The sequence below is a fragment of the Enterobacter hormaechei subsp. hoffmannii genome (assembly GCF_001729745.1).
Classification (GTDB): domain Bacteria; phylum Pseudomonadota; class Gammaproteobacteria; order Enterobacterales; family Enterobacteriaceae; genus Enterobacter; species Enterobacter intestinihominis.
This window is the reverse complement of record NZ_CP017186.1, coordinates 3,197,813-3,211,530: the sequence shown is the minus strand read 5'-3', so window position 1 is coordinate 3,211,530 and position 13,718 is coordinate 3,197,813. Positions and strand designations below refer to the sequence as shown.

Below are 13,718 nucleotides of genomic sequence, written 5' to 3'. Positions count from 1 at the left end.
TAACCCCGTTACAGGAGCCGGAAGTACATAAAGCCCGTAGGATGGCGTGGCCCGAAGTCGGACCGTTCATCATGCGGGCTTTTTTTATCACTGTTGACCCGATAACGCCTGTTCAATCGTACGGGTAACAACGTCCGGCCGGCTGACCATCGATACATGGCTTGCCGCAACCTCCGTGGTGTTGGCGTTGATTTTCTTCGCCATTGCGCGCTCAAGCTCAGGATTGATCATCCGGTCATTTTTGCTGACCACATACCAGCTCGGTTTGTCATGCCAGGCGGCATGCGCGACTTTCTCCCCAAACGCATTGGCCTTAATGGGGCTCTGCGTCGCGGCAATCACGCTGCGCTCAACGTCCTTCACGTCAGGGGCAAAATTCTCGCTGACCGCTTTTGTCGGCAGATATAAATACCCCTCTGCCGTTTTAGCGAGGCTGGCGCTCCCTGGCGGAGCAGGATAACTGTCTGCCAGATCTGCGGTCGACTGGCCGGAATCCGGCGCAAAAGCGGCAACGTAAACCAGAGACTTCACCCGCGCATTATTGCCCGCTTCGCTGATTACCGACCCGCCCCAGGAGTGCCCGACCAGCACAACGTCGCCATGAGCCCGGGCGATAGCACGCTGCGTGGCGGCGACATCATCTTTCAGAGACGTGAGCGGAAGTTGTACCGCAATGACCTCGGTATGGTGTTTTTGCAGCCGGGTAATCACCTTATTCCAGCTGCTGCCGTCGGCAAACGCCCCGTGCACCAGCACCACGCTGGCTTTCGTCTCTGCCAGCGCGCTGGTGGAAACCGCCAGCAGCGCCGCTGTTAATACAGACAATGCTTTCATAACAGGCTCCTTAAAAGTGGTGAACCGCGGCGTGTGGCGGCACGGTGAATTCAACGGTTTTATGGTCGATGGGCTTATGCGTCGGGTCGGCAACGATGATGGTTACCTTGTGTTTCCCGGCGGGCAGCCCGACCAGGATCACCGGCTCGCCGCTGGTATCAGCCCAGTGCCAGGGCGCGTCATCCACCACTACGTGAATATGGCCGATACGCGGAGTGACTTTCAGCGCGTCGGGTCCAAATACAGGTTCAATGCGCAGGTTTTCGACGCGGTACTGAATAAAGACCGCACCTTTACTCAGCGGTCCCGCCAGCGGTGGGTCGACGATCAGTTTTGCTGGCGGCTGGGGTTTTTCCTGCGGCGCTACGGCGGCCGGGCCATTAACATCAGCGGCGCTCAGGCCATCCAACGGTGCGGCAAGTGCGCCAGCAAAGGACGTCAGCGCAAATACAGGAAGCAGGAAATATCGACGAATCATCTGTGGCTCTCCTCATCAGTTTATTATGGCGAGGGACACAGAAGACCATTTTTATGTATCGGGGATGTTTGCTTTTGCGGGCGTTTTGTACCGGTTTGTCAGCGTAGCGCTCGGGATACAGTGCGATACAGATTGTCTGCCTGGAGCGAACACGCTTTAGCGCTCGGGCGAATCCACTACAAGACCTGATTGCTGCGACTGAATTTTGTCCTGATGGTGATACCAGGCGCCAATGGAGGAATAAACAAAGCGGCCAAAGAAAAACAGGAAACTGATGAGCAGTATGATGCGGGTCATCCGGGTGTTAAATCGATGTCGTTTTCGCATACGCGTAGCCTGACTCACTTTCTTTTCCTGAGTATACCCTTTTGGGCGATACGGCTATTAATGCACAGCCGCAAGTCGGGGTCAATTCAGCGAAATGTAAAATACCGTCAATGCTTACATTAATTTATGTTATTAAAAACAACGCTTTTATTTATCGCATTGATAATTACAGGAAAAATATTCAAATAAAATGTAAGAAATGTTTATTCAGATAAATTAATTTGATTTAGGTCAACAGCATCTCGTCGTTGATATTTAAAATCCCACCTCCACTGTGCTTGCCAGGAATTTTCCGGGCATCGTGTACGTCAGGTTGGATGCCTGTCTTCATTTACCCTCTGGAGCGCAAGGGTTGTAAACGAGCATCTATGAATATTCACCACATCCTGAAGCAAAATAAAGACCGCTGGTGGGCACTTCCTCTTATATTACCCGTCGTGTTACTCCCGGTGCTTAGTGTGGCTAATACCTTAACGCAGCTGGGCGACGGTATCGTTGCGCTCTATTATCTCCCGCTCTCCTTTCTGCTGACGCTGATGTTGTTCTTTGGCCTGGAAGCCCTTCCCGGAGTGGTGGTGTCGCTGTTTTTACGTTATTACCCGTCCGTTGGGCTGTTTGAAACCGTGACCGGCATTCTACATTTTATCGTCCCCCTGGTGCTCAGCTGGGGCGGTTACCGCGTGTTTGCGCCCCGACGCAATATGACCGCTTACGGTGACATACGCCTGATGGGGCAACGTATCTTCTGGCAGGTGTTTTGCCCGGCAACGCTTTTTCTGGTGCTATTTCAGTTTGCGGTTTATCTCGGGGTCTATGAGAGCCGCCAGAGCCTTGCAGGATTGAATCCCCTCAATATTCGGACCCTTATTAACTATCAGGGGCTGCTGGTGAGCGGGCTGACGGGTGTGCCGCTAAGCTACCTGCTGATCCGCCTGATACGTCATCCGCGCTATTTCAAGGGACTGATGTCCCAGCTCCGCACGCAAATAGACAAAAAGGTGACGGCCGTTGAGTTTGTGGTGTGGTTTTTAGCTCTGGGAGGGTTGCTGGCTATGCTGCTGCTGCCCATGAATGAAAACAGTTCCATTTTCAGCACCAACTACACGTTGTCACTGCTGATGCCCGTGATGCTCTGGGGGGCGATGCGCTTTGGCTACAAGCTGATGTCAATCATCTGGACGCCGGTCCTGCTGGTATCGATTCACTTTTTTTATCACTACATTCCGGTGCAGGGGGGTTATGGCATTCAGCTGGCGATCACCTCATCCAGCTATCTGGTCTTTTCCTTCGTTGTGACGTACATGTCGATGCTGGCGACACGCCAGCGGACCATCAATATTCGCTCCCGCAGTCAGGCTTTTCTCGATCCGGTGGTGCATATGCCCAACCTGCGGGCGCTGTCGCGCGAGCTGGCCAGTCATCCGTGGTCAGCGCTCTGTTTACTGCGCGTGCCCGAGCTGGAGGTACTGGGACGCAATTACGGCGTACTGCTACGGATCCAGTATAAACAGCAGCTGGCGCAATGGATAAATGGCACCCTTCAGCCAAAAGAGCAAGTCTATCACCTCACCGGATATGACATGGCGGTGCGTCTGGAGGCGGAGTCGCATCAACAGCGCATTGAGACGCTGGACGAGCATATTAAGCAGTTTGTTTTTATCTGGGATGGTATGCCGGTGCAGCCTCAGGTTGGCGTGAGCTACTGCTATGTACGCTCACCCGTCAATCACCTCTATCTGGTGCTGGGGGAACTGGGCATCGTGGCTGACCTCTCCCTCTCAACGAATCACCCGGAAAATCTTCAGCAGCGCGGGGCTGTTCACTTGCAGCGTAGCCTGAAAGATAAGGTGGCGATGATGAGCCGTTTGCAGACAGCGCTGGAGCAGAACGCTTTTAGCCTGTTAGTTCAGCCCGTTCGCGGCCTGCGCGGCGATCATTACCACGAAGTGCTGCTGCGAATGCGTGATGATAACGGGGCGCTGATCTTTCCCGAGCAGTTCCTGCCCATAGCACAGGAGTTTGGTTTATCGTCGCGTGTCGATTTATGGGTACTGGAGCGTACGTTGAGTTTCCTGGCACAGCACCGCCAGCGTTTGCCGGGCCAGCGCTTTGCCATCAACCTCGCACCTTCTACCGTCTACCGGGCGCAGTTCCCGCTTGAAGTGAGCCGCCTGTTAGCCAGATATGCCGTTGAAGCATGGCAGCTGATCTTTGAAGTGACCGAAAGTAGCGCCTTTGGTCATGCGGATCTGGCGGCATCCACCCTCAGGCAATTGCAAAAAATGGGAATACGGATCGCCATTGATGATTTTGGCACCGGCTACGCCAGCTATGCGCGGTTAAAAAGCGTGGACGCCGACATTCTCAAAATCGACGGCGGCTTTATTCGCAATATTGTCAGCAACAGCCTGGATTACCAGATCGTGGCATCCATTTGCCATCTGGCCCGGATGAAGAAAATGCTGGTGGTGGCGGAATGTGTGGAAACAGAAGAGATACGTAGCGCGGTGCACGCGCTAGGTATCGATTATGTGCAGGGCTACTTGATTGGATTGCCAGTTGAGCTTGATACGTTGCTCGAAACACAGCCTTCTCAGGAGAGCGCCTTAGCCGTTACGCTGCCGCCTCAGAACTCTCTTCTTCAATCTTCAACAGCCAGCCGGTGACCGCTTCCCAGTACTGCTGCTCTTTTTCCAGATCCAGCAGCACCAGCGCGTTCTGGCTAAACCAGTCGTGCGGGAAGCTCAGCGTCCAGTGATAGTCATCCGTTTTAAGCTTCAACGTCGGCGGCGTGGTGGTCGCCTGTCGCTGATTATTGAGCAGCACGCCCAGGCGCAGAAGCTGAATGAGTGGCAGGAACTGCTTTTTCTTAAATAGCGTAAAGCGCGGCAGATCGTCGAGCTTGATGGCTTTGCGGTGATAGCGCACCAGCGTCGCCATCATGGTTTGCTGCTCCTGGTTGAAGCCAGGCAGATCGCTATTTTGCAGAATATAGGCTGAATGGCGATGCATTCCGCTGTGGTTAATGTTCAGCCCCACCTCATGCAGCATCGCGGCCCATTTTAACAGCGCGGCCAGCTGCGGATGCGCCAGCTTTGGATTCTGCTCCTCCCACTGCTCGTACATCTGAACCGTGGTTTCCAGCACCCGTTTCGCCTGTTCGCGGTCGATATTGTACTGGTTGGCAAGGCTCTGCGCGGTGCGGCTGCGAATATCCTGATGACGGAAACGGCCTTCCATCTCATACAGCACACCTTCGCGCAGGGCGCCGTCAGAGAGGCGCAGCTCTTTGATCGCCAGCGCGTCAAACACGCCGCAGAGGATCGCCAGCCCCGGTACGAACACCGCTTTACGCTCGTCGGACAAGCCCGGCAGACTCAGGGCGTCGAAGCTCTTGTGCTTAAGCACCTCTTCGGTGAGTTTCACCAGGCGCTCAGGCGTAATAAACCCGTCCTTTTCACCCATCGCCAGCAGCACTTCATGGGCCGCTTTAATCGACCCCGATGCGCCCAGCGCCACGTTCCAGCCCTGAATACGATACTGCCAGGCCAGATTTTCCAGTTTTTGCACGGCGGCCATGCGCGCGCGCTGGAAGTTTTCGCGGGTGATGACGCCGCCCGGAAAATACATTTGCGCGAAGCTGACGCAGCCCATACGGCGGCTTTCAACCAGACGCGGCTCGAAATCTTCGCCAATCACCAGTTCGGTTGAGCCTCCGCCGATATCAATCACCAGCTTGCGGCCTTTTTCCGGCTGCGTATGCTCCACGCCCATAAAAATCAGGCGCGCTTCTTCGTTACCAGAGATGATCTCAATCGGGTAGGGGATAACCTTTTCCGCGCGCTTAAGAAATTCCGGCGCGTTCAGCGCCTGGCGTAGCGTATGCGTCCCGACGATGCAGACGCTGGACGGCGAAAAGCCTTGCAGACGTTCTGCGAACAGCGACAGGCAGTTAAGCCCGCGCTCCATTGCCTCTTCGCTCAGCATGTTACGCGCGTCGAGCCCATCGGCCAGATGCACGCGCTGCTTCAGACGACCGATGATCTGCATCGCGCCATCCACCTCGCGGGCGATGACCATATGGAAACTGTTTGAGCCAAGATCGACCGCAGCGAACTCCTGCGGGCGTGGGGTATTATCGTTTATTGGCATAGGTTAATCGGGTTGCTCAAGTGATTTGATGTAATCGTAAATCGCCAGCTGCGACCGCACTTTACGGCGATTGCCGCGCGGTACATAGCGATTACTGAGTTCTTTGTCGATATAACGTGCTTTCACCGTATCGCTGAACAGGATCTCGATAATGTCTAGGATACGCTGCTTCAGGCGAGGATCCAGCAGCGGTGCCGCCACTTCAATACGGTAATCAATGTTACGCGTCATCCAGTCGGCGGACGAGAGGTATACGCGCTTATCACCGGCGTTATCGAAAATATAGACGCGATCGTGTTCAAGATAGCGATCCACAATGCTGATCACGCGGATGTTGTCGCTGATGCCTTCCAGTTCCGGAATGAGCGAGCACATGCCGCGAATGAGCAGATTTACCGGAACGCCGGAGCTGGAGGCCGCATACAGGCGATCCACCAGGCCTTTGTCCACCAGATTGTTGAGCTTCAGCGTGATGCCGGACGACAAGCCGTTCTGCGCATTGGCAATCTCTTTGTCGATCATATCGTACAGCAGGCGCCGTGAGTTCTGCGGCGACACCAGCAGATAATCGAAGCTCACCGGGCGGTACGGGTTCTCAATGAAGTTGAACACCCGACGCACTTCGTTGGTGATGCGGGCATCGGCAGTCAGCAGCGAATAGTCGGTGTAAATACGCGCGGTTTTCTCGTTAAAGTTCCCGGTACCGATATGGGCGTAGCGCACCACGTCGTCGCCCTCTTTACGGGAGATCAGGAACAACTTGGCGTGAATTTTCAGCCCCGGCGCGGAGAAGATGACGTGCACGCCCGCTTCCGTCAGTCGGCGTGCCCAGTGGATGTTGGCCTCTTCGTCGAAGCGAGCCTGGAGCTCAACCACCACGGTCACTTTCTTGCCGTTGTGCGCCGCGTGGATCATCGCATCGATGATGCGGGAATCTTTCGCCACGCGATAAATGTTGATTTTAATCGCCAGCACGTTCGGATCGAACGAGGCCTGACGCAGCAATTCCAGCACGTGTTCAAAGGTGTGATACGGATAGTAGAGCAGCACATCCCGCTCGCGGATGGCATCGAACCCGTTGCGGAATTTATCGAACCAGATATGGCGCAGGCGCGGCAGCGGTTTGTTTACCAGATTGGCTTTGCCGACGTTCGGGAAGCCAATGAAATCTTTAAAGTTGTGGTAACGCCCACCGGGGATTATGGAGTCGTAGCGGGAGATGGTCAGCTTATCGCGCAGCATCTCCACCATCGCGTCCGGCATATCGCGCTGATAGACAAAACGCACCGGCTCTGCCGTCAGGCGCTGCTTGAGGCTGGAAGACATCAGCTCCATCAGGCTGGCCTCCATCTCATGCACCAGATCGTACTCGGCATCACGGGTCATCTTCATCGAGTAGGCGTTGAGCGCGTCGTAATCGAAGAAGCCTTTGAAGATATCGTCCAGACAGTAGCGCAGAATGTTATCCAGCAGGATCATCGGCTTACGTCGGCGCGGGGTTTCCGGCGGCAGATTTACAAAGCGTGGGACTTTATCAGACGGTATTTCCAGCAGCGCGTAGTTAATGGTCTCACCACGAATGATTTCTACCGCCAGATAGGTGTAATCATCTTTCAGGAACTGCACCAGATCGGTTTCACGGTTGATCAGAATCGGGGTGATATGCTGGCGCAGATAGTGTTTGAAATAGTGGCGCAGCCAGTTTTGCTGATTCGCGGAGAGCTGGCGTTCGTTGATCAGGAAGATTTGGTTGCGTGCCATTTCCAGCAGCAGCTCGTTATAGAGGCCATCAAATTCCTGATCGGCTTTCATGACGCGAGACTGGATTTTTCCAAGCAGATGCCGCGAGTGGGAGTTCAAGCCCTGTTCTTCGCTGATGATGATTCGGCGTTTCAGTTCGGCGAAGCGAACCTTGTAGAACTCATCCAGATTGTTGGAATAGATGCCTAAAAAACGCATACGCTCAATCAGCGGGTTGCTTTTATCGGCCGCTTCCTGAAGTACACGTTCGTTGAATGCTAACCAGCTTAGCTCTTTCTCGATATATAACTTTTCCTGACCCATTACAGCTCACACTCCAGTTCAATCACAGGACGTGGTAAATCCGTCTCGTCCTTATTATGGCGAGCATTTCCACGATATGTCCAACAGTGCCAGAAAAGTATGACAGTTATTTTTTTTGTTGGGGATTTTAGGGGGTTGGAGAAGGGAATATCGGGTAATGCAAAATGTAGGTCGGGTAAGCGCAGCGCCACCCGACAGAACAAACTACTCTTCAGCCGCATGACCCTGCGGGGGCAACTTCACGCCGTCCAGCCAGGCGGCACCGTCGCGCATCTCAAGACGGCCGTCAACAAACCAGCTTACCACCAGCGGATAAATGGCGTGTTCCTGAGCCTGTACACGTTCCGTCACGTCGTCTTCGTTGTCACCGTCAAAGACCGGTACTTTTGCCTGCAAAATGACCGGACCGCCGTCCAGCTCGTCGGTAACGAAATGCACGGAGGTACCATGCTCCTCATCGCCGTTCTCCAGCACCTGACGATGGGTATGCAGGCCAGGATATTTCGGCAGAAGAGAAGGGTGAATATTCAGCAAACGTCCGTTGTAATGCGCGACGAAGGCCGGGCTCAGGATACGCATGTAGCCCGCCAGCACCACCACGTCAGGCGCGTAGGCGTCAATCTCCTGCACCAGCTCACGGTCAAAGGCTTCACGCCCGGCGAACTGGCTGGCTTCCAGCGCGTGCGCAGGAATGTTCGCTTCCCGTGCGCGCTCAAGGCCGAACGCATCGGCCTTGTTGCTGAATACTGCCCGAATGGTGCCATTGATTTTCTTCTGTTTGCAGGCGTCTATAATTGCCTGCAAATTGCTTCCGTTGCCGGAAATGAGCACCACGATGTTTTTCATTCAATGACCACACGCTGTTCGGAATCGGAAGCTTTAATCGTACCGATTTTCCACGCGTTTTCACCTTTTTCTGTCAGCAGCTTAACCGCTTTATCCGCTTCGCTGGCGGGCAGGGCGATAACCATGCCCACGCCGCAGTTAAAGGTGCGGTACATTTCATGCTCGCTCACGTTGCCTGCGGATTGCAGCCAGTTGAAGACGGGCGGCCACTGCCATGAGGAGGCGTCGATCACCGCCTGGGTATTGTCCGGCAGCACGCGCGGAATGTTTTCCCAGAAGCCGCCGCCGGTAAGGTGAGCGATGGCGTGCACGTCAACGTTCTCAATCAGCTCCAGCACGTTTTTCACGTAGATGCGGGTCGGGGCCAGCAGGTGATCGGCCAGCGGTTTGCCGTCCAGCTCGGTGGTCAGCGGGTCGCAACCGCTCACTTCGAGGATCTTACGCACCAGAGAGTAGCCGTTGGAGTGCGGACCGCTGGAGGCCAGCGCAACCAGCACATCGCCGTCAGCCACTTTGCTGCCGTCGATAATTTCTGATTTTTCTACCACGCCGACGCAGAAGCCTGCGACGTCATAATCTTCACCGTGATACATGCCGGGCATTTCAGCGGTTTCACCGCCGACCAGCGCACAGCCGGATTGCAGACAGCCTTCGGCGATACCGTTAATGACGCTGGCTGCGGTATCCACATCCAGCTTGCCGGTCGCGTAGTAATCCAGGAAGAACAGCGGCTCAGCGCCCTGTACCACCAGGTCGTTGACGCACATCGCCACCAGATCAATACCAATCGTATCGTGACGCTTAAGATCCATCGCCAGGCGCAGTTTTGTACCGACACCATCCGTACCCGAGACCAGCACAGGTTCACGATATTTTTGCGGCAGCGCGCACAGTGCGCCGAATCCACCCAGGCCACCCATCACTTCCGGGCGGCGGGTTTTTTTCACCACACCTTTGATTCGGTCAACCAGCGCATTACCTGCGTCAATATCAACACCGGCATCTTTGTAGCTGAGAGAAGTTTTGTTGGTCACGGCTTAAATCCCCACGCGATTGCATAGCTAGTAAGAAAAATCGGCGCAATTCTAACAGTCCAGGCAAACGTTTGCGAGCCTATTCTCGGCGCGAGGATCTTTTTTTCTGTGCGGACTGTCCAGGGCAACAAACTTGACTCTGTTCACGAAAATGAAACCGGTTTCGGCGATCTGCTTGCAACGGATATCCCCTTTGCACATCATCAAAATGAAACCGGTTTCTGTAACTGTTTTTGCAGAAAATAACGCAGAATGAGGGAAAGCGAATGTCAGGATTTAAAGCAGGTTTTCTGTGGGGTGGGGCCGTTGCGGCGCACCAACTTGAAGGCGGCTGGAAAGAGGGCGGCAAGGGCGTGAGCGTTGCCGATGTCATGACGGCAGGTGCCCACGGGGTACCGCGTGAAATCACCAACGGCGTGCTGGAGGGGAAAAATTACCCAAACCACGAAGCCATCGACTTTTACCACCGCTATAAAGAAGACATCAAACTCTTTGCCGAGATGGGGTTCAAATGCTTCCGCACCTCCATTGCCTGGACGCGTATCTTCCCGAAAGGCGACGAGCTGGAGCCGAACGAAGCGGGACTCAAATTCTATGACGATCTTTTCGACGAGTGCCTGAAGCACGGCATCGAGCCGGTGATCACGCTTTCCCACTTCGAGATGCCTTTCCACCTCGTAACGGAATACGGCGGCTGGCGTAACCGTAAGCTGATCGACTTCTTTGTCCGCTTCGCGAAGGTCGTTTTTGAGCGCTATCAGCATAAAGTGAAGTACTGGATGACCTTTAACGAGATCAATAACCAGGCCAACTTTCACGAAGACTTTGCGCCGTTTACCAACTCCGGGCTGAAATATGCCCCGGGAGAAGATCGCGAGCCGGTGATGTTCCAGGCGGCGCACTATGAGCTGGTGGCCAGCGCCCTGGCGGTGAAAGCGGGGCGCAAGATCAACCCATCACTGCACATCGGCTGCATGATTGCCATGTGCCCCATCTATCCGCTGACCTGTGCCCCGGACGACATGATGATGGCGATGAACGCCATGCATCGCCGCTACTGGTTCACCGACGTTCACGTGCGCGGCAAGTATCCGCAGCATCTGCTCAACTACTTTGAACGTCGCGGCTTCGCGCTGGATATCACCGAAGAAGATAAAGTGGCGCTGACGCAAGGCTGTGTGGATTACATCGGGTTCAGCTACTACATGTCGTTCGCCACCAAAGCGACGGCGGATAATCCGACGCTGGATTATGACGAGAGCAAGAGCCTGGTTTCTAACCCGTACGTGCAGAAATCGGACTGGGGCTGGCAGATCGATCCTGTCGGGCTGCGCTACTCTCTGAACTGGTTCTGGGATCACTATCAGCTGCCGCTGTTTATTGTGGAAAACGGCTTTGGCGCGATCGACGTGCTGGAGAGCGACGGCACGGTGAACGACCAGTACCGCATCGACTACCTTTCCGCCCACATCCGCGAGATGAAAAAAGCGGTGGTGGAAGACGGCGTGGATCTGATGGGCTATACCCCTTGGGGCTGTATCGACCTGGTCTCTGCCGGCACTGGCGAGATGAAGAAACGCTACGGCTTTATCTTTGTCGATAAAGATAACGAAGGTAACGGCACGCTGAACCGCAGCAAGAAGAAATCGTTCGACTGGTATAAGCAGGTGATTGCGAGCAACGGCGATAACCTGTAATTGTCGGGTGGCGCTTATACTTACCCGACCTACACTACACGTAGGCCCGCGTAAGCGCAGCGCCACCGGGCAAGACCCCGCACCCAAACCGGAGCCCAGCCTCCGGCTTTTTTGTTTTTGATTGATGTACATCAAGCAACATGGGTATGGCGCAATCCGAAAAAAGCGGTATAATCCCGCGATTTTTTTGCGGATGCCACCTCAGAGGAGAAAGAGAATGAAGATTGTGGAAGTGAAACACCCACTCGTTAAACACAAGTTGGGCCTGATGCGTGAGCATGACATCAGCACGAAGCGTTTTCGCGAACTGGCTTCTGAAGTGGGTAGCCTGCTGACCTACGAAGCGACCTCTGATCTGGAAACGGAAAAAGTGACCATCGAAGGCTGGAACGGCCCGGTACAGGTTGAGCAGATCAAAGGTAAAAAAATTACCGTGGTGCCAATCCTGCGTGCGGGTCTGGGCATGATGGAAGGCGTGCTGGAGCACGTCCCAAGTGCGCGTATCAGCGTGGTAGGTATCTACCGTAACGAAGAGACGCTTGAGCCGGTCCCATACTTCCAGAAGCTGGTCTCTAACATTGATGAGCGTATGGCGCTGGTAGTTGACCCGATGCTGGCGACCGGTGGTTCGATGATCGCCACCATTGACCTGCTGAAACAAGCAGGCTGCAGCAGCATCAAAGTGCTGGTACTGGTCGCGGCGCCGGAAGGTATCGCGGCGCTGGAAAAAGCGCACCCGGACGTTGAACTCTATACCGCGTCTGTCGACCAGGGACTGAACGAGCACGGGTACATCATCCCGGGGCTCGGCGATGCCGGCGATAAGATTTTTGGGACTAAATAATCGAATAACGATAAAGAAGCCGACTTTGATAGTCGGCTTTTTTTTGAATAAAAACCAACAATGACACTCAGAGGAAAACACTATGACGCGCCGTGCTATCGGGGTGAGTGAAAGACCGCCGCTTTTACAGACAATCCCGCTTAGTTTGCAGCACCTGTTCGCCATGTTTGGCGCAACCGTGCTGGTGCCAATCCTGTTTCACATTAACCCGGCTACCGTGCTGCTGTTTAACGGCATCGGTACGCTGCTTTACCTCTTCATCTGTAAAGGCAAAATCCCTGCCTATCTCGGGTCGAGCTTCGCGTTTATCTCCCCGGTACTGCTGTTGCTGCCGCTGGGTTACGAGGTCGCGCTGGGCGGCTTTATCATGTGCGGCGTGCTGTTCTGCCTGGTCTCCTTCATCGTGAAGAAAGCGGGTACCGGCTGGCTGGACGTGATGTTCCCGCCTGCGGCAATGGGGGCAATCGTTGCCGTCATCGGCCTGGAACTGGCGGGTGTCGCGGCGAACATGGCTGGGCTGCTGCCTGCGGACGGTCAGTCACCGGATTCTAAAACCATTATTATTTCGCTGGTGACGCTGGGCGTGACGGTTTTCGGTTCCGTCCTGTTCCGCGGCTTTATGGCGATTATCCCGATCCTGATCGGCGTGCTGGCGGGTTACGCGCTCTCCTTCGTGATGGGCGTTGTGGATACCACACCGATTGCCGAGGCACACTGGTTCGCGCTGCCGACCTTCTACACCCCACGCTTCGAATGGTTTGCTATCTTCACCATTCTGCCTGCTGCACTGGTGGTGATTGCTGAGCACGTTGGCCACCTGGTGGTGACGGCGAACATCGTGAAGCGTGACCTGATCCGCGACCCGGGCCTGCATCGCTCCATGTTTGCCAACGGTTTCTCCACCATCATCTCCGGTTTCTTCGGCTCCACGCCTAACACGACTTACGGGGAGAACATCGGCGTAATGGCGATCACCCGCGTCTACAGCACCTGGGTTATCGGCGGCGCGGCGATCATCGCTATTCTGCTCTCCTGCGTCGGCAAACTGGCGGCGGCGATCCAGATTATCCCGGTTCCGGTGATGGGCGGCGTTTCCCTGCTGCTGTACGGGGTGATCGGTGCGTCCGGTATTCGCGTGCTGATTGAATCCAAAGTGGATTACAGCAAGGCGCAGAACCTGATCCTGACCTCCGTTATCCTGATCATCGGCGTGAGCGGCGCGAAGGTGCACATCGGCGCGGCAGAGCTGAAGGGGATGGCGCTGGCGACCATCGTCGGCGTGGGCCTGAGCCTGATTTTCAAGCTGATCTCGGTCATTCGTCCGGAAGAAGAAATCCTGGACGCTGACGATAGCGAAAAAGCACCACATTGATCCTTTAACCGGGCGGACGATCCGCCCGGTTCTCTCCTTGCTGGTTCCGTGTTAAACTCCATTCCGATTT

At 54.9% G+C, this 13,718-nt stretch carries 11 protein-coding genes; 4 read left to right on the top strand and 7 right to left on the bottom strand.

Annotated features, from left to right (window positions below):
• Positions 1-87 precede the first annotated feature (87 nt).
• The 3 genes from BFV65_RS15010 to BFV65_RS15000 all read right to left on the bottom strand — a co-directional run bounded on the left by BFV65_RS15010 (position 88) and on the right by BFV65_RS15000 (position 1,639).
• On the bottom strand, positions 88-834 hold the full coding sequence (locus BFV65_RS15010; protein ID WP_069596810.1) for an alpha/beta fold hydrolase: 747 nt from the start codon (positions 832-834) through the stop codon (positions 88-90).
• A gap of 10 nt (positions 835-844) precedes the next feature.
• Positions 845-1,312 (bottom strand): DUF6130 family protein, encoded by a 468-nt coding sequence (locus BFV65_RS15005; RefSeq protein ID WP_003860582.1) that lies wholly within the window; start codon positions 1,310-1,312, stop codon positions 845-847.
• A 156-nt stretch (positions 1,313-1,468) separates the two neighbouring features.
• A complete protein-coding gene (locus BFV65_RS15000) occupies positions 1,469-1,639 on the bottom strand; it encodes a YfgG family protein (RefSeq protein WP_017383512.1) in 171 nt (56 codons plus the stop codon).
• A 368-nt stretch (positions 1,640-2,007) separates the two neighbouring features.
• Here BFV65_RS15000 and BFV65_RS14995 point away from each other — a divergent pair, with 368 nt between their 5' ends.
• Positions 2,008-4,305, top strand: a complete 2,298-nt coding sequence (locus BFV65_RS14995) for an EAL domain-containing protein (RefSeq protein WP_051979833.1) — start codon at positions 2,008-2,010, stop codon at positions 4,303-4,305.
• Here the strand turns inward: BFV65_RS14995 and ppx are convergent.
• The 4 genes from ppx to purM form a co-directional block, all read right to left on the bottom strand.
• Positions 4,253-5,791 carry an exopolyphosphatase gene (gene ppx, locus BFV65_RS14990; RefSeq protein ID WP_003860570.1) on the bottom strand — a complete coding sequence of 513 codons (1,539 nt, stop codon included), beginning with the start codon at positions 5,789-5,791 and terminating at the stop codon, positions 4,253-4,255. The two genes, BFV65_RS14995 and ppx, sit on opposite strands and share 53 nt — an antisense overlap.
• Before the next feature lie 3 nt (positions 5,792-5,794).
• The gene (gene ppk1, locus BFV65_RS14985; protein ID WP_006811494.1) at positions 5,795-7,855 is read right to left on the bottom strand and encodes a polyphosphate kinase 1; all 2,061 of its coding nucleotides are present in this window, start codon (positions 7,853-7,855) and stop codon (positions 5,795-5,797) included.
• A gap of 204 nt (positions 7,856-8,059) precedes the next feature.
• Complete coding sequence (purN, locus tag BFV65_RS14980; protein WP_023300681.1) at positions 8,060-8,701, bottom strand: phosphoribosylglycinamide formyltransferase; 642 nt, start codon at positions 8,699-8,701, stop codon at positions 8,060-8,062.
• Entirely contained in the window at positions 8,698-9,735 is a 1,038-nt protein-coding gene (gene purM, locus BFV65_RS14975; protein WP_032623797.1) for a phosphoribosylformylglycinamidine cyclo-ligase, read from the bottom strand. Before purM ends, purN begins: the two co-directional genes overlap by 4 nt.
• Before the next feature lie 266 nt (positions 9,736-10,001).
• Here purM and BFV65_RS14970 point away from each other — a divergent pair, with 266 nt between their 5' ends.
• The 3 genes from BFV65_RS14970 (at position 10,002) to uraA (ending at position 13,648) form a co-directional block, all read left to right on the top strand.
• Positions 10,002-11,432, top strand: a complete 1,431-nt coding sequence (locus BFV65_RS14970; protein WP_023306686.1) for a 6-phospho-beta-glucosidase — start codon at positions 10,002-10,004, stop codon at positions 11,430-11,432.
• Between the two features lie 217 nt (positions 11,433-11,649).
• Positions 11,650-12,276 (top strand): uracil phosphoribosyltransferase, encoded by a 627-nt coding sequence (upp, locus tag BFV65_RS14965; RefSeq protein WP_022648979.1) that lies wholly within the window; start codon positions 11,650-11,652, stop codon positions 12,274-12,276.
• Positions 12,277-12,358: 82 nt separating this feature from the next.
• Entirely contained in the window at positions 12,359-13,648 is a 1,290-nt protein-coding gene (gene uraA / locus BFV65_RS14960; RefSeq protein WP_022648978.1) for a uracil permease, read from the top strand.
• Positions 13,649-13,718: the final 70 nt, after the last annotated feature.